Source organism: Halalkalibacter lacteus (assembly GCF_036663595.1).
In the GTDB taxonomy this organism is placed as follows: domain Bacteria; phylum Bacillota; class Bacilli; order Bacillales; family Bacillaceae_D; genus Halalkalibacter; species Halalkalibacter lacteus.
Window position 1 is genome coordinate 64,073 of sequence record NZ_JAWRVL010000021.1, and the last position, 16,902, is coordinate 80,974.

Sequence of the window (16,902 nt, forward strand, 5' to 3'; positions counted from 1 at the left end):
TCACTTTAAGTATATATTTATACATTGGAGGGAAATAGAAATGAAGAAAAAACTATTAGCAAGTGTTCTAGCTGGTTTCATGCTGACAAGCACAGTCCATAGTGTATATGCAGCCCCCCCTGTAGAACAGAGTGTCCAAACGGAAAATGATGTGTATTACCAAGTGCTCGTACGCTCTTTTGCCGATTCAAGCGGAGATGGTGTCGGAGATTTGCGTGGTATTGCGGATAAGTTGGATTATCTTGAAGAATTAGGAATAACAGCCCTTTGGCTGATGCCAATTACTCCATCTCCGACGTATCATAAGTATGATACGACCGATTTCTATTCCATTGATCCGGAATATGGAGACACAGAAGATTTCATTTATTTGTTGGAAGAAGCACATGAGCGCGGAATTAAGGTGATCTTGGACTTTGTCGTCAACCATACGAGTATTGAACATCCGTGGTTCATCGAATCGATGGATCCAGACAGTAAATACCGTGATTATTATATTTGGGCCGATGAAGATACGAATCTTGACAGAACAGGTCCATGGGACCAACAGATGTGGCACCTAGCCGAGAGCGACGATCATTATATGGCTCATTTTTATGATCAGATTCCATCAATACTTCCGGATTTAAATTTTCATAACCCGAAAGTCCACGAGGAAATCATTGATGCAGCGACATACTGGCTGGAACTTGGAGTGGACGGTTTCCGCCTCGATGCGGCCCCGCACATCTACTTTCCAGATGAAGGAGCCCCTGTCCCTGAGGAAGGTTATGATCATGAAGCGAACGTCGAATGGTGGATAAAGTTCGAAAGCGAACTGCAGAAGGTAAACCCTGATGTATATCTGGTAGGCGAAGTTTGGAAGAAAGAAGAGATCGTCGCTGCTTATTACGAAGGAATGGAATCCCTGTTTAACTTCGACCTCTCCGGCGCGATCATGAATTCGGTCCAAACCGGAGAAAATACCGGTGTTGCCGAGCTTCAAGAACGAATGCTTGCCCTTTACGATGAGATGAGAGCAGATGGCGCGACAGATGCGATCTTTTTAAATAATCATGACCAAGTACGGACGATGACGAAATTTAAGGGAGATGAGAAGAAGGCCAAATTAGCTGCCTCGATCTTATTAACCTTATCCGGAAACCCGTTTATCTATTATGGTGAAGAACTCGGCCAGATCGGGGATAAAACCACCGAACCGAATGAGTTCAGGGATAACCCTGACATATACCTGCGTGAACCTTTCGTATGGTCAATGGAAGACGATGAATACCGAGCATCCTGGGTTGAACCGAAATATAACATGGGTGAAACTGCAGTGGTTGCAGAGGAGCAAATGGCTGATCCGGATTCAATGTTCAGCCATTACCGTGAACTGATTGAGGTGCGCAAATCGAGCAAGGCATTGATGGACGGAGGTATCGAAGCGGTTGAAACGAATGATGAACGTGTGCTCGCTTTCAAGCGTTCGTATGAAGGCGAAACGAATTTGGTTGTACACAACCTGTCTGATGAAACAGTAAAAGTAAGCTTAACTGACGATGAATTAAAACATGTCAACATTTTATATGCAACGGACAAAGTAAAGCGAAATCATGGACAGAAAAAAATCAACCTGACGCTTCCGGGACAATCAAGCGTTATCTTGAAATAATATTTGTAATAGACTTTCAAGAAAAAGTAGGTGTCTCATAATTTAAGAGTCTGACCCCTAGCATGCAATATATAACGTTGTCGATAGATCAACTTCAATATATTGTAGTCGGGGTCAGACCCTTTTTTTAACAAGAATTGAGGGATGTAGATGAATAATCAAATATTAGTGACCCTTTTTTTCGTTTTACTATGCGGAATAGTGGTTCTTGCAGGGTGTTCTCAAACGGAACCACCTGAACCTGATGAACCCGATGAACCTTCTGTTAGTGAACATGAAAACGGGCTAGGGGATATTTCTACAGATCAAGCAGCCTATCAGCCAGGTGAAGCCGTAACGTTTCATCTTTCCTTATATGAAAAAATAGAAAAAGGAAGTTTAGTCGTACGCTATCAACATTTAAATGACCTTGTTTATGAAGAGGAGATTCCTGTAAATAATGAGCGAGAAATTACGTGGGAATGGGCACCAAATGAAGAAGACTTTAAGGGATATATGGTTGAGGTTTCTTTAGTAAATGAAGAAAAGGATGAAATCGATCATTTGAATATCGCAGTGGACGTTTCCTCTGATTGGAGTAAGTTTCCTAGATACGGATATTTAGCTGACTTTCATGAGATGGAAAATGAAGAGCAGCGTGCTGTTATCGAAAGGTTGAATCGATTTCATATTAATGGCATTCAATTTTATGATTGGCAAGATAGACATGATCATCCCCTGAAAATGGAAAACGAAGAAGTCGCCCCTACGTGGAATGATATTGCCAACAGAGAAGTCTCGCGGCAGACGGTCGAAACGTATATTGACCTTGCACACGAAAAAAATATGAAGGCGATGAATTACAATTTATTATTCGGTGCAAATGAATACTACGAAGATGAAGGGGTAAAACGAGAGTGGGGCATTTTTAAGGATCCCGATCAACACGAGCAAGATAAGCATCCTCTTCCAGATGAGTGGAGAGAGCTCTATTTATTTGACCCTTCAAATATAGGTTGGCAAGAATTTATTTTTGAAAAAGAACAAGAGGTTTTTGACCATTTAGCATTTGATGGGTGGCATATCGATCAACTTGGCCATCGTGGATTTATTTGGAATGCAAATGGTGAAGAGGTTGAACTTTGGGAAACTTATCCTGCTTTTCTCGAAAATGCAAAGCTTGCATTAGGTGTCGACATAGTGTTAAATGCTGTATCGCAGTATGGACAAGCTGAAATTGCGCATTCTCCTGTAAATTTTTTATATACAGAAACATGGGAGCTGCCGTATTATGACGATTTAAAACGGATTATCGATGAAAACTGGGAGTTTAGCAATCGGGAACTTCAAACGGTGTTAGCCGCCTATATGAACTATGATCTATCTCATTCACCAGGTCAATTTAATACCCCAGGTGTGTTGTTTACAGATGCTGTTATTTTTGCTTCCGGTGGTGCTCATATAGAACTTGGGGAAAATATGCTAGCAAATGAATACTTTCCAAATAAAAATTTAGAAATACCGGATGAACTAAATGAGCAGCTTATTACTTACTATGATTTTTCAGTCGCTTATCAAAACCTTCTGCGTGATGGTGTGGAAGAGGTAGAGAAAGAAGTTTATTCAAATGACATTTCGATAACGAGTCATACAGAAATAGGTTCAGTATGGAACTTTACGAAACAAAAAGAGAATAAAGAGATTTTGCATTTTATTAATTTCACTGAAGCAACTTCAATGGAATGGAAAGATAAACTGGGAGAGCAAACGGAACCAGAATCGATACATGATGTGCCGATTACAGTACACTCAGAACAAGAGGCAGGAAGAATATGGATGGCTTCGCCAGACATGAATCATGGATCAGCGATCGAGCTTGAGTTTGACCAAGAAGGTGACCAAGTTACGTTTACACTCCCATCGTTAAAGTATTGGGATATGGTTGTGATCGAGTATTGAAAGAAATCATAGTAAGAATTCTATAAAGAAGGATCGATGAAACTATCAATCTGTTGAATCCGATCAATAGAAAAAAATGAGGGAGTAATATGAAAAAGATAAAGAAAATGACTGTAGGCATCATCATAGCATCATTGCTGGCCGTTTCATTTGTACAAGTAGGAGATACAACAATTGCCGCAACAAAACAGAATGAGAATGCTAACGTTAGTATCCAAAAAGGACCAAAACAACAAGGACCAAAGGATAAATCAGCATGGGATAGAAGCTCATTATCATTTACTGTTGAAAAACTAACTTGCTATGGGATTTCTGCCACGATAAAAAATGGTCAAGACTCACGTGACATGCAAGGGGAAGTGGAGTATGAAGTTTACTATTCGGAAAAAGGAAATCCTAAAAGTGGCGAGGTTGTCGCTACGGGAGTGGTTCATGCGTTAGAATCTGGTGAAACAGAGGAATTAACTTATACACCAGATCAGCTCGTGGCTGGGAATTATATGTTTAAAGCATATCAGAGTCCTAACCACCCAGGAACGGGAGTGTTGTGGAGCGAGTCGATTATGGTAACAGAAGATTTTGCAGGAAACGAGTCGATTGAACTACAGCGTCCGCTCGATCAGTTTTTTCATTCTAGTGTGATCAATGGGACAGCAACGTTTACAGTTCCTGAAGGCATGGATCCAATCGAGATTAGCTTTACTAGCTATACTTATCCTGAAGGAACAGTCCTTCAAGAAGATGGCAAACCATATGAGGGGCAGACTAGCTTTGATAACGTCACAGACGTATATGGGCCAGGCACATATACGATTGAGGTTGATTTGCCGAATGGAGATTGGCAGACGGATCTATATGTAGGATCTGAAATTAAAGTTTTGACTGAATGTGGTCATCCAATTAATAAGATCATTGATGCAGACTATAGTGCCAAACAGGATTAAATAAAATAGGAGTGTTTTTCGATGAAAAAATGGTTAGTTAACTTTGGAGTGGTGGCTGGACTTCTTTCTCTTACTGCTTGTAACTCTGGTGCGGATACAATTGTTCAATCCAATTTGGGTGATATAACGAAAGAGGAATTTTACAGCGAATTAAAAGCCCAGGGCGGTGACAAAGTTTTAAAACAGATGGTTGAAACGATGCTTCTTGAAAAAGAATATAACGTAACAGATAAAGAGATTGATGCAAAAGTCAACGATTATAAGCAGCAATTCGGTGGAGACGAAGGCTTAAAGCAGGCTTTTCAACAAAGAGGAATTGTAGATGAGCAAGCGTTTAAAAAGCTTGTTGAACGTGAGTTATTGGCTCAAAAAGCGACAACAGACGGAGTTGACGTTTCAGAGGAAGAAATGAAAAAAGAATTTGAGGAGAAATATAAAGAAGAAATTAAAGCGAGTCACATTCTGGTCACGGACGAAAAAACAGCGAAAGAAGTAAAGGGAAAGACTGATAAGGGCGAGGACTTTGCCGGGCTCGCTAGCGAATATTCAATCGATCCTATTTCGAAAGACAAAGGAGGCGACCTTGGGTACTTTAGTAAAGGGATGATGGTTCCTGAATTCGATTCCGTTGTATTTTCACTTGAAGTTAATAAAGTCAGTGATCCTGTGAAAACCCAATACGGTTATCACATTATAAAAGTAACGGATAAGAAAACAAACACGTTTGAAGATAAGAAAGATAAAATTGAAGAAAAATTAAAATTTGCAAAAGCAAAACCAATTGACACGGTGATTTCCAAGCTTCAAAAAGAAGCAGACATTATCATCAAAGATAAAGAGCTAGAAGATGTATTAGAGAAGCCGCAACAAACTGAAATGAAATAATAGCGAAGATAGCTGAACGTAAGATATTGACTATGAGAAAATAAAAACAGATAGTAGAAATTTCAAAATGGGTGACATCTATTTCATATAGTGGATTCCGAATGATTTTATCTCAGTAAGTAAAAGTCACAAAGACTGCAAAGCGCTTCTTCAAAAAAGCTTTGCGGTCTTTTCACTTTTCTAACAATTTAGGCGGTAAAAAGGTAGCTTTATATGCTAATAAAAAGGGAATAAGTAGAAGATAGGAAGCATGATCCAGTTTATGACTAACTATTTTAAATTATCTGAAATTTACTCTTGTTTCACTGAATGAATTATGTTAAATTTTACATAGTGAAATGAGGGAAGAGGAGAAGAGTGGAATGAATTTACTACGAAAAGGAAATAAGGATCTTATAAAAGAACTGAACCGTTCCCTCGTGATTGATATGGTACGTCTTCAAGGAAATCTCACACGCACCGATATTGCGAAAAAAACTGGATTGGGTTTATCTACCATTACAAATATTATGGATGAACTCATTAAGGATAATCTTGTCTCAGAGGTTGGAACTGGAGATTCACGGGGTGGCAGGAAGCCGGTATTATTAAAGTTTAATGGAGATTATGGTGTTATTGTTGGTATGAAAATAGAGAAACAACAAGTGAAAATGTGCCTATCTAACTTGGAAGGTAAGATCTTACACAAACATCAATTTTCATACACTTTGAAGGAAGCGAAACAATTAGCAACGGTTATTATTGAAAAACTTGATTATTTTATCAAACAAAATGAAAGCGATACCAAAATAGTAGGGATTGGTGTTGCCACTCCTGGGTTAGTAGACCAAGAAAATAATGAAGTTGTCTATTCACCTATATTAAAGGTGGATCATGGCGATTTGAAACCTATTGGTAGGCACTTTGATGTTCCTTTGATTATCGATAATGATGCGAACGTATTTGCCCTTGCTGAAAAGTGGATAGGTGCAGGGAGAGAATATAGAAATTTCATTGGCGTTACGGTAGGTGCTGGTGTGGGCGCAGGAATTGTCATTGATAATATATTGTTTCGAGGAGACTTCGGCGGAGCTGGAGAGTTAGGGCATATCACTATTTATCAGGGAGACCGCCTCTGTTATTGCGGGCAGCGAGGTTGTTTAGAATTATATGCTTCTGATGCTTACCTTGTGGATGAGGCTGAACGAATGGTCTTGATTGGTGTTCCTACATTATTAGATTCGTCTACTCCCATTACACCAGAGAGTATTGTTAAAGCAGCTCAAAGAGGCGATCAATATGCACAGGAATTATTGGTGAGACAAGGAGAAAATCTAGCTTTAGGTATTAAGAATATGGTACATCTATTTAATCCAGAAGCCGTCATTTTAGGAGGGGAAGGATTGAGAGAAGGAGAATTTCTACTAAAAGGAATTCAAAAGGAGCTAGCCGTCCACTTTTTCGCGAAGCATCCTCGCAAACTTCAGTTTCAAACCTCACAGCTAGGTGAGGATGTATGGTTGATTGGAGCGTGCGCGCTAGTGGTTAGCCATTTGTTTAAAGTCCCTATTTATAAATAATAAAGGAAACGACTGTAGTTCAATTACTTCATTCATTGAATAAAGTATCTATCTCTTATATCATAGTTGAAAAATATTTTCGTTCACAAGGAGAGTGTTAACGGATGATCCAGCAGGTTAGTAACCAATTTTTAATTCATGCTTATATTCAAGCCCTGGCATTAAAGCTTAATTCTGATTTTATCTCTTTATTAGAAGAAGAACTACACAAAAGAAATTTACCACTCATGCAGTATGAAAATAGGTGAAAGGAAAGGTGTTGTTTGATTGATCTGATAGGTTGAAGGAATAAAGACGATTCATAGATTTAAAGGAGTTGTTAGTGTTTTAGACAGAAGAAACAATAAAAAAGTAGTTTTTAATTGAACAAAAACAAATAGACGTGAAAGCATGCGAAGAAGTAAACACAGATAATTTTAAATAGTCAGGATCCTAGCAATGATGATTTCTATAAATTCTAAGTTTTTCTCGGAATAAATTTTCGAAATTCATAATACTCTAATTGATTTATCGAAGAAATAAAAACTACTATTTTAGAAAAAGCCTATACCAGCCCTTATTTAGATAAATATCATTGGTACGCAATAAACATTCTAAGATGTCCGATCAATTTTCCACGATATAATTGTTAAAAATCGCAAAAAACAAAGCGTTCACAATGAGACTCTGCCCACTTACTTCATTCATCGAATAAATAAATAAAAATTGTAAACCTCTGAAGGGAGGTGATTATAAACAATACCTTTAAATGAAAGCGCTTAAAATAATAGGTTTCATTAGAATTTTCGAATGAAAAGGAATGTAAGTTCAGTTTTTTTGTTACTTTTACTCTATAAAATATTTGATCCCGAAATAGGTAAAATTTTATTAGGAGGAAAGAAATTATGTTAAATAAAATAAGAATTAATACTTTCAACAAACTTTTATTAATTGGTGTTTGTTTTTCTATGGTCCTTGTTTATTCGGTAGACCCTGTTTTGGCTCGAGATAGTAAGCACACTCGTCATGGGTCTGGACCTATGTATTGGATGGCCTATGAAAATCCTTATGAAAATAATGTAGCGATTCCAGAAGACCGCTGGAAGAATAATATTGATTGGATAGCAGAAGAATTTCTTCCTTATGGATATGACATGGTTAGTTTAGATGGGTGGATTGAGGGATCAACCGAGACGACATCCAATGGTTATGTGTTAAAACATAATGATGAATGGCAGTACACGTGGAAAGAATGGGGAGATTATATAAAAGAGAAAGACCTGGAATACGGAATTTATTACAATCCACTTTGGGTCACTCCTGCAGCGGTGAATGACGACTCTAAAACTGTCATTAATAATCCAGATTTAAAAGTAAGCGATATTGTCAATACGGAAATAACAACAACAGATTGGAATGGAGAAACATTGCCGGGTGACCGATTTGTAACGGACCAAGGGGAAAATTCTCTTTATTGGGTAGATGTTACTAAGCCTGGTGCTGAGGATTTTGTAAAAGGATACGTTCAGTATTTTAAAGATGCTGGAGCTAGCTTTCTAAGGATTGATTTCTTGTCATGGTATCAAACAGGCTTTGATGGCGGTTTAAATAAACAAGTGGGGAACTCTCATTGGGAAGAATATGAAACGGCTCTCCGATGGATTCACGAAGCTGCTGGTGAAGATTTGATCGTGAGCCTTGTCATGCCGTACTTGCAGAATCATGGAGAGGTAGAATTAAAGTATGGCGATATGATTCGCATTGATGAAGATGTGTTTCATGGAGGTTGGGATCACATTAGTGGACGCAGTCAAACATGGCAAGATGCATGGTCACAATGGAAAAACCCTTTCCAAGGTCTAACAGGATTCTCTGATATTGGAGGCCGGGGCCAAATGATCCTCGATGCTGACTTTATCCGGATGAATAAATATGGGTCAGATGCGATAAACGACAACGAAAGAAGAACAACGATATCACTATTCACATTGGGTGGTTCTCCAATCGCAATTGCTGACCAATATGACACAATTAACGACACAGGATCAAACAATGAGCGGTTTTATCAAAACTCTGAAGTTATTGAATTAAATAAGCTTGGTCTTGTTGCAAAGCCACTATACAAAAATGCTAATCCTTTCTATCCAGGCGAAGGGTATGAGGAAGGAACAAGCCGTGATACTGAACGTTGGGTAGGTCAACTACCGAATGGCGAATGGGTCGTCGGTTTATTTAACCGATCCGATCAAAAAGCAACCAAAAGCATTGATTTCATTAGTGAATTAGGATTAACCGGGGAAGCAGCGGTGCGTGATTTGTGGGCTCACAAGGATCTTGGATATATGGATCATTACTCTGCTGAAATCAAACCGCACGATGTTAAATTACTAAAAGTTATACCACGAAATAGTAATAAATATGAAGCTGAAGTAGCATCTTGGATTGGAACAAACTTTAATAATAACCATGATGGATATTCGGGGTTTGGTTTTGTTGATAAATTTAAAGCTTCTTCAGAAACAAACGGTGAAGGACCAAAAGTTGTGTTTGCTATAGAGGCGCCGGAGTCTGGAACTTATTGGTTTAACTTCAAATACGCAAATGGAACTGGTGGAGATAGTACTACGACCGTTCATGTGAAAGATGGACATAACAAAACAATTACAGACAATACATCTGTTACCCTTCCAGCAACAGAAGATTGGAGTTCTTGGGGGAATAAAAATGTAGAATTAACATTAACGAAAGGATTAAATCTGATTACAATTGAACGTACCCCTTCAGATAAAGGTGCTTTTAATCTTGATTATATCGAGTTTACGCCTCATTGGGGGAATGTAGTCAAAAATGGTGGTTTCGAAACGGGTGATATAAGCGATTGGATCGAGTGGCGTCCAAATGGTCAAACAGCGGCTTATGGCGTGGATTCCAATGATGTGAATAGCGGAAAGTATAACCTGTTTTTCCACTCTCCATCTGCTTACAAGCAAAGCGTACATCAAAGCATTACTGGTTTAGACGATGGAACCTATTATGTTAGCGCTAAAGTGAAGCGTCAAGGTACAGAACCTGTTACAGCCAGAATGGAAGTAACTGAGTACGGGGAATCCGATGTTTACGTAAATATACCTAAAACGTCGGAATATCAAGAGGTATCTACGAAGGTTCATGTGACGAATGGAAAAATAGATGTTGGATTTTATGTAGATTCACCTGGCGGAACGTCTCTTCAGGTTGATGATGTAAAAGTGACGAGAGTCTCTTTACAAAATTCTAACTTTCAAGATGAGTTCAGGGGATGGACAGTATCTGATATGGCTTTGACCAAGATCAAACATGAAAACAATAACGCATATGCAGACATCACAAGTTCTTCTACATTTACATCAGACTTGTTCCGCTATGAGTCATTACAAAAGGGAACATATACACTTAAAGCTAAAATCCGTCGAAGCGGTTCTTTTGATACTGCCGGTCTTTATATAGATAAAGGCGGTCAAACATACAAAAATATTCTCTTCCCGGATGATTCGAAATGGACTGAAGTAACAATTGATAATATCAGCCTTACACGAGACGAAGTAGTAAAAATTGGTGTATATGCAGAAGGCAATCCGAATGCATGGTTACATGTCGACAAAGTATGGTTGGAGAAGAACTAAGACTTAAGAAGCAGTATTTGAATAAATAAGAAAAACAAAAAAGATACAGTCTTACAGCAGCACGTCGTGCACCTCAGTTTTCAAAGCGTTAATATCAATGCTTCAAAGGCTCTCAACAATTTAGTTGGGGGTCTTTTTTGTTTTGAGTCGAGTTGCTAGTTATAGCTTATGCGTTGCACAGACATTAATACTCGGACAATAAAAAGAAAAATCAACTACTAAGGATTAGATATGCTCAAAACGGCACGTTTTTAAGCCCCTTTTGGCCGTGCGAATAAAGAAGGTGTTTTGTATTGTAGTCTTTTATAGGTAAAAAAGAAATCATTTCTTACACATGAAGATTATACATACTTGACTAATTCTGTCTCATGATTGGTCAATATCGACATGTTTTCCACTGCATGCTCAAACTTTACAATCGTCATACTAAAAGAAAACAAAGGAAAGGAGCGGAGGTTATGGCTGTTACCGTGCTATCTGAAAAACGAAGGGAAAAACAATGGAAATTTGAACGGAGTGTATTACGTAATCTTTCGTTAAAGAAACTTCAAGCAAACGTGGAAGAGTATTTTAAACCTGTTGTTCCTTTTCATTTTCTTTCACATCCATTTTTATTAGATCCTTGTATGGACATGGCAATTGATGCTTTTTTATTAGGAGCGGAGTACGGAAAATTTGGTTATTTAGGTGAGACAACCAAGGATGTGAAGCATAGATGTGATGATGAATTAACCGAAATTAGTCATTGTATCTTTAACTTGTTACAAGGATGGTTACTTGATTCTGATTATTTACTTGACTCATTAAAGGTTGCAGTAGAAGCCTTTGTAGAACACTGGTGGATTCAAGGTTTTAATGAGGGTGAAAAGCGTTATCGTTTACGATTGCATTAATAAATGTAATAGAAAGTGTATGGTTACTACGTGAGGCAATAGCTTCACTCATTGTTTAGAGTAAAATAATAAAAGGTGAACAACCTACCTTTTTTATTTTACTCTTTCATATTTTTCACCTTGTCCCAATATATATAGGATAGTGGGCGAGGAGGGATCGTAGTGAATGTGGTAAAGTGGATAAAGGGCGGGGCCTTTGCCTTAGGTGTCGTAGGTTTGCTATTTATTATTCAATATCAATTTGTTAGCAATGATTCATGGACTACATGGAATTTGCCATTATCAGGAAAAGTCATCGTCGTTGATCCTGGTCATGGAGGAATTGATGGCGGTGCTGTTTCAAAAAGTGGCATTCTTGAAAAAGAAGTAACGTTATTAATTAGTGAGCAGCTTAGAGATTACTTGCAGGAAGCAGGCGCTCTTGTCTTAATGACAAGAGAAGATGACCATGATTTAGCTAATGCAGATACGAAGCGAGTTCGTCAAAGGAAAAATCAAGATTTAAAACGACGTGTCGATATTGTAAACGACTCTGATGCTGATCTATTTATTAGCCTCCATCTTAATGCAATTCCATCACCAAGATGGAGTGGGGCTCAAACGTTCTATAATCGGACAATCCCGGAAAATGAACGGATTGCAAAATTTGTTCAAGATGAGGTAAGGCGGAATTTAGAGAATACGAACCGACAAGCAAAACCGATTCATAATGTGTATCTAGTAAAACACGCAGAAACTCCTGGAGTTCTGATTGAAGCAGGTTTCTTATCCAACCCAATGGAAGCTGAGTTATTACAAACAGAAGAGTATCAACAAAAAATTGCTGCATCAATCTATCAAGGGATTTTGCGCTATTATACAGGTGAATCTGTCCCGGAGTAACAAAGGAAACGGATCACATTTAAAGAGGTTGTTCCAGAAGGTGAAAAATAACCTTCTGGAACAACCTCTACTCGTATCCTATGCTATACTAGGCATATATTTGGAAGAAAAGGAAGGTGTCCGTATTGATAACAGAAGCAACAGTCATCGAAGCATTAAAACGAGTAAAAGATCGAGACTTAAATAAAAATCTCATTGAAACTGGTGGCCTTCGCGAGTTGAAAATAAAAGAAGGTAATGTCAGTTTAAAAATTGCACTAGCACAAACGGGAACACCTGAGCAAATGGAAGTACAACAAGAAATTGTGAATGTGATAAAAGGAGAAGGAGCAGCTTCAGTAGGTCTTCGCTTTGAGGAACTTACGAACGAGGAGCTTCAAAAACTCGGAGGAGTAGACGAGCCTGCTTTTAATGGACCGCAGATTCTTGCTCCTAATAGCAAAACGACGTTCATCGCTGTAACAAGTGGAAAAGGCGGGGTTGGTAAATCGACGGTTTCAGTTAATCTCGCAACGACACTTACCCGTTTGGGAAAAAAAGTTGGTATGATTGATGCCGATATTTATGGATTTAGTGTACCTGATATGATGGGAATTGAAGAAAGACCGAAAGTGATCGAAGATCGAATTTACCCAGTGGAACGTTTTGGAGTCAAAGTGATATCAATGGGGTTCTTCGTTGAAGATAATGCACCTGTTATTTGGAGAGGTCCGATGCTTGGAAAAATGTTAAACCAGTTCTTTACGGAAGTAGAATGGGGAGAATTGGATTACTTAGTTCTAGATTTGCCACCCGGAACAGGAGATGTTGCACTAGACCTTCATACGATGCTTCCGCACTCAAAAGAAATCTTAGTCACAACACCACATGCAACCGCTGCCTTTGTAGCAGCACGAGCAGGTACGATGGCAATAAAAACGCATCATGAAATTCTAGGTGTTGTTGAAAACATGGCCTATTTTGAAAGCGGTGTGACTGGTGAGAAGGAATATGTGTTTGGAAAAGGTGGAGGAGAGCGCCTGACAGAGGAATTGAAAACCGACTTACTTGGACAAATCCCCCTTGGCCAGCCGGAAATAACGGAAGAAGATTTTGCGCCATCTATTTACAGTGCCGATCACCCAATCGGGAAGATTTATGAGCAGATTTCCAAACGAGTGATTGAAAAAACAAGTTAAAAAAAGCCCATTTCAGGGCTTTTTTAGCTTCCATCGCTTTCTTCCCCTTCCCCTCCACCTTCTTCTTTCGGTTTTTCTTGTTTTTCCATTTGCTTTTCGGCCACTGTAGTTAATATCTCATTAATTTTTGCGGTGAAGAAAGGACTTTCAAACGACTCCGACATAATGGCCATGACCTGTTGACGGTATTCCTTTGACTTCATTGTTTCAAGAAAGGCATTTTCCATTTCGGGATCCTGTAAAATGGTTAGCAACATTGCTTGATATTCTGGATCTTTCATTAATCCTTTGAGTATTTTTTCATTTTCCGTTTGCATACTTTCGGCAAACGTCTGAGCAAACTCCGGATCTTTCATAACGTCCTGCCAAAATTTCCTTCCTTCTTCAGAGGTTAATGTTGTTTGGATGGTTTCTTTTACAAATTCTGTATCCATCACGAGCTCTTTCTTTATTTCTTCATCACTAAGAACTTCTTGTACCGCTTTCTTGCCATCTTCTGTTTGTAGCATATCAACCATCATCTTTTTCGTGCTTTCATAATTAGGGCTGTTGCTGCCTCCGCCATTTTCAGCCGCTGCACAACTAGCAAGAATAGCTAAGAATAAACTAAAGACGAAAAAATACGTAATTTTTTTCATGCTGGTGCGGCTCCTTTCGATCATTTTGTCATTAATTTGAGATATTTCTTCGGTAATTATGCATGACTGCATGAGAACATCTAGCAATTTTTTATGGGTATTGTTACAATCATATAAGCATAATTGGAAAAATGGAGGATTTGCCTGTGGACAGTCGAAAAGTGGTTTACTTGTTTTTTACCACTCTTTTAGTAGGAAGTATCAGTGGTGCGATTGTTGGATTTATAATAGAATATCATGTTTATACAGAAGGTTCTTTTTTGAATTTACTCTTTGGTGTTATTTGGCTACTTGGTGTTTGCGCTGCGTTTAGTCTGGTAAGTCAGATGGGCTTTTTTGCATATTTAACGATTCATCGCTTTGGGCTTGGCTTATTTAAGTCGCTAAAGCTTTGGAACTATGTCCAGACGATCATTATCGCCTTTGTGGTATTTGATTTAATTTACTTTCGATATATAGCTTTTGCTGAGCAAGGTGAAACCATTCTTACTTATATGATCATGCCTCTTTTGTTGTTAGGATATGGACTTATCGTTGCGTATCTAAAGGCAAAAGACACAAACAAAGGGGCGTTTATCCCCGCGCTTTTCTTTATTGTTGTTGTTACTTCAATAGAGTGGGTGCCGGCGTTAACAGTAAATGAACCTAAGTGGTTATGGTTGTATGTAACGCCGTTAATTACAGCGAATACATGGCAAGTTCTTATCCTTCATCGACTGACGAAAAAGGCATAGTGCATGAGAAAAAGGACGTTCTAATGATTTCCCGTAAGTTTTTAGGGAGAAACATTGGAACGTCCTTTTTTAATAGGGAGGGTTTAAGAAAAACGAGGCTTACGGTTTTTCTTAAAATATAAAAATTGAATGAAGGTTCAAGTAGTGTGAAGGTTTGTTCGAAGAGGCTTTTGGATTACTCGAAGAATGGCAATGGCTCCACACGTTGCGCGCCTTTTAGGAGAAAAGCACACCTAAAAGGCTTAAAATCATAGCAACGGCTCCACTCATTGCTTTAAAAGACGGCTGCGCCGTCTTTCTTATTTAATTTCTTCATTTTTTGATTTTGTGCTGGCCATTAGATCTTCAACGGTTGTAAATGTAAATCCTTTGCCGCGGAGTTGATCGATGATGATTGGTAGAGCCTTATGTGTTTGTTTTACAGAATCAGATGCGTGAAATAATACGACATCACCAGATGCCGTTTTGGGTACAACGGCATTTACGATTGCATCAACGCCAGGGTTTTGATAATCTTTTGAATTTACGCTCCAATGGACAATGCTATATCCTTGCGCATCGGCTAGTTGCAATACCCGCTTATCAAAAGCTCCATTTGGTGGACGTAATAATGTAGGTTTTTCTCCAATGAGTTCGGATAATACTTGACCACTTTGGTTGAGGTCTTTTCTTACTTTTTCATCTTCCCAATTCGTATAGTCTTTGTATTGATAACCATGACTCCCGATGTTGTGCCCTCTTTCTTTAATTTCTTCTACTACATCAGGGTAACGTTCGGCCCAAGAGGCAGAAATAAAAAAGTTTGCATGATCTACTTCTTTTTGGTCTAAAATGTCTAAAATCGGTCGAATACGATTCTCTCCCCAACTAATATTAAATGTCAGTGCAATTTGTTTATCATCTGTTTCTGCTTTGTAAAAAGCTTGTGGGCCATCTGGTGTAGAGAAGACAGCAATCTGAGAGCGTTCTACATAAAGCAAACCAGCTGTAAAAAAGGCTGCGATGATTATAAGTGATAATTGCTTAATACGTTTTGCATGAAAGATCCAAAAAAAATTCATTTCTTACCCTCCTTGTCCATTGTTATGACCAATCTATGGCTAAAAGGTTGGAGATATGAATAAAATTGGAACAAATTGAAAACAATTTTAAAAGAGGTTGTTCAAAAAGGGATGATTTCGCTCTTTTTGAACAACCTCGAAGCAATGAGCGGAGCTGCTGCAAGGTTTTAAGCTTTTAATGAGTGGGTTTCTCATAGAAAGTTTGCAGCTAGAGGAGCCATTGCACTACCTTTTTGGAACATGATCTAAAGGTGAAATATCTATATGTAGCTGTTTAGTCACAATAGTCGAGGTGGTCGCTGTGTTAGGGGTTATATTGAATGAAAAAGAAGTACAAGAAGTAGAGTATATGCTTAAAAGAGAAATGGAAGAATTACTTTTAGATTTATCGGATCCGCGTATTGATGAGGTTGTGAAACGTGCTATGGAAGAAAAATATCAGATTGTCTTTAAAATATATAAGCGTTTTGTCCCGCCTAAAGAAACAATGAAATATCTTTTGAATCGCCGTAATACACAATAATTTGTGTGTTACGGTAATAAGTGTTGACATCATTAATAAGTAAATGTTATATTATTTCTTGTCACCAAAAAGACGCGAAACACTTTGTTGTAAATAAGTGTTGACTGAAAAAAAGATTTTTGGTATAGTAATTAAGTCGCAGACAAGCGACGATGTAGTTCTTTGAAAACTGAACAAAAGCCAAGCGAAATAGAGATACATGATATCTCGTCAACTTTTAGTAATTTAGTAAAATTACATTTGTTATATCGCTAGCGTGATATAACTTGAGCTATGTTGTAACACGAACGTGTAACAACTCAAACACTTTTATGGAGAGTTTGATCCTGGCTCAGGACGAACGCTGGCGGCGTGCCTAATACATGCAAGTCG

At 38.3% G+C, this 16,902-nt stretch carries 14 protein-coding genes and 1 rRNA gene; 13 read left to right on the forward strand and 2 right to left on the reverse strand.

All coding sequences use genetic code 11. The annotated features are described in order from the left end of the window. Window positions 1–40 precede the first annotated feature (40 nt). The 10 genes from SAZ04_RS15235 (at window position 41) to SAZ04_RS15280 (ending at window position 13,574) form a co-directional block, all read left to right on the forward strand. Complete coding sequence (locus SAZ04_RS15235) at window positions 41–1,654, forward strand: alpha-amylase family glycosyl hydrolase (protein WP_332696678.1); 1,614 nt, start codon at window positions 41–43, stop codon at window positions 1,652–1,654. Between the two features lie 150 nt (window positions 1,655–1,804). Beyond that, window positions 1,805–3,592 (forward strand): glycoside hydrolase family 66 protein, encoded by a 1,788-nt coding sequence (locus tag SAZ04_RS15240; RefSeq protein ID WP_332696682.1) that lies wholly within the window; start codon window positions 1,805–1,807, stop codon window positions 3,590–3,592. Window positions 3,593–3,681: 89 nt separating this feature from the next. After that, window positions 3,682–4,536, forward strand: coding sequence for a hypothetical protein (locus SAZ04_RS15245; protein WP_332696684.1), 855 nt, complete (start codon window positions 3,682–3,684; stop codon window positions 4,534–4,536). A gap of 21 nt (window positions 4,537–4,557) precedes the next feature. Next, window positions 4,558–5,421 (forward strand): peptidylprolyl isomerase, encoded by an 864-nt coding sequence (locus SAZ04_RS15250; protein WP_332696686.1) that lies wholly within the window; start codon window positions 4,558–4,560, stop codon window positions 5,419–5,421. A 362-nt stretch (window positions 5,422–5,783) separates the two neighbouring features. Further along, the gene (locus SAZ04_RS15255; protein WP_332696688.1) at window positions 5,784–6,980 is read left to right on the forward strand and encodes an ROK family transcriptional regulator; all 1,197 of its coding nucleotides are present in this window, start codon (window positions 5,784–5,786) and stop codon (window positions 6,978–6,980) included. 104 nt (window positions 6,981–7,084) lie between these two features. Beyond that, a complete protein-coding gene (sda, locus tag SAZ04_RS15260) occupies window positions 7,085–7,228 on the forward strand; it encodes a sporulation histidine kinase inhibitor Sda (protein WP_332696691.1) in 144 nt (47 codons plus the stop codon). Between the two features lie 636 nt (window positions 7,229–7,864). Beyond that, entirely contained in the window at window positions 7,865–10,621 is a 2,757-nt protein-coding gene (locus SAZ04_RS15265) for a carbohydrate-binding protein (RefSeq protein ID WP_332696693.1), read from the forward strand. A gap of 458 nt (window positions 10,622–11,079) precedes the next feature. Beyond that, entirely contained in the window at window positions 11,080–11,514 is a 435-nt protein-coding gene (locus tag SAZ04_RS15270) for a YbaK family protein (RefSeq protein WP_332696696.1), read from the forward strand. 168 nt (window positions 11,515–11,682) lie between these two features. Further along, complete coding sequence (gene cwlD / locus SAZ04_RS15275) at window positions 11,683–12,396, forward strand: N-acetylmuramoyl-L-alanine amidase CwlD (protein ID WP_332696714.1); 714 nt, start codon at window positions 11,683–11,685, stop codon at window positions 12,394–12,396. A gap of 125 nt (window positions 12,397–12,521) precedes the next feature. Beyond that, window positions 12,522–13,574 (forward strand): Mrp/NBP35 family ATP-binding protein, encoded by a 1,053-nt coding sequence (locus SAZ04_RS15280; RefSeq protein WP_332696716.1) that lies wholly within the window; start codon window positions 12,522–12,524, stop codon window positions 13,572–13,574. A 23-nt stretch (window positions 13,575–13,597) separates the two neighbouring features. On the opposite strand, the gene gerD is transcribed toward SAZ04_RS15280, so the two are convergent. Beyond that, window positions 13,598–14,212 carry a spore germination lipoprotein GerD gene (gerD, locus tag SAZ04_RS15285; RefSeq protein WP_332696699.1) on the reverse strand — a complete coding sequence of 205 codons (615 nt, stop codon included), beginning with the start codon at window positions 14,210–14,212 and terminating at the stop codon, window positions 13,598–13,600. Between the two features lie 146 nt (window positions 14,213–14,358). On the opposite strand from gerD, the gene SAZ04_RS15290 reads away from it, so the two are divergent. Beyond that, window positions 14,359–14,946: a KinB-signaling pathway activation protein gene (locus SAZ04_RS15290; RefSeq protein WP_332696701.1), complete on the forward strand. Its 588-nt coding sequence runs from the start codon at window positions 14,359–14,361 to the stop codon at window positions 14,944–14,946. Window positions 14,947–15,245: 299 nt separating this feature from the next. Here SAZ04_RS15290 and pdaB read toward each other — a convergent pair whose 3' ends face one another. Then, window positions 15,246–16,007 carry a polysaccharide deacetylase family sporulation protein PdaB gene (pdaB, locus tag SAZ04_RS15295; protein ID WP_332696703.1) on the reverse strand — a complete coding sequence of 254 codons (762 nt, stop codon included), beginning with the start codon at window positions 16,005–16,007 and terminating at the stop codon, window positions 15,246–15,248. Window positions 16,008–16,308: 301 nt separating this feature from the next. On the opposite strand from pdaB, the gene SAZ04_RS15300 reads away from it, so the two are divergent. Continuing rightward, window positions 16,309–16,530 (forward strand): hypothetical protein, encoded by a 222-nt coding sequence (locus SAZ04_RS15300; RefSeq protein WP_332696705.1) that lies wholly within the window; start codon window positions 16,309–16,311, stop codon window positions 16,528–16,530. 308 nt (window positions 16,531–16,838) lie between these two features. Then, window positions 16,839–16,902 (forward strand): 16S ribosomal RNA (locus SAZ04_RS15305); the annotation flags it as partial.

What these genes read in the sequence shown, in the direction of transcription:
- SAZ04_RS15270 (WP_332696696.1), top strand. Translation starts at nt 11,080, where the DNA reads ATGGCTGTTACCGTGCTATCTGAAAAACGAAGGGAAAAACAATGGAAA.
- sda (WP_332696691.1), top strand. Translation starts at nt 7,085, where the DNA reads ATGATCCAGCAGGTTAGTAACCAATTTTTAATTCATGCTTATATTCAA.
- pdaB (WP_332696703.1), bottom strand. Translation starts at nt 16,007, where the DNA reads ATGAATTTTTTTTGGATCTTTCATGCAAAACGTATTAAGCAATTATCA.
- SAZ04_RS15250 (WP_332696686.1), top strand. Translation starts at nt 4,558, where the DNA reads ATGAAAAAATGGTTAGTTAACTTTGGAGTGGTGGCTGGACTTCTTTCT.
- SAZ04_RS15255 (WP_332696688.1), top strand. Translation starts at nt 5,784, where the DNA reads ATGAATTTACTACGAAAAGGAAATAAGGATCTTATAAAAGAACTGAAC.
- SAZ04_RS15235 (WP_332696678.1), top strand. Translation starts at nt 41, where the DNA reads ATGAAGAAAAAACTATTAGCAAGTGTTCTAGCTGGTTTCATGCTGACA.
- gerD (WP_332696699.1), bottom strand. Translation starts at nt 14,212, where the DNA reads ATGAAAAAAATTACGTATTTTTTCGTCTTTAGTTTATTCTTAGCTATT.
- SAZ04_RS15240 (WP_332696682.1), top strand. Translation starts at nt 1,805, where the DNA reads ATGAATAATCAAATATTAGTGACCCTTTTTTTCGTTTTACTATGCGGA.
- SAZ04_RS15265 (WP_332696693.1), top strand. Translation starts at nt 7,865, where the DNA reads ATGTTAAATAAAATAAGAATTAATACTTTCAACAAACTTTTATTAATT.
- SAZ04_RS15245 (WP_332696684.1), top strand. Translation starts at nt 3,682, where the DNA reads ATGAAAAAGATAAAGAAAATGACTGTAGGCATCATCATAGCATCATTG.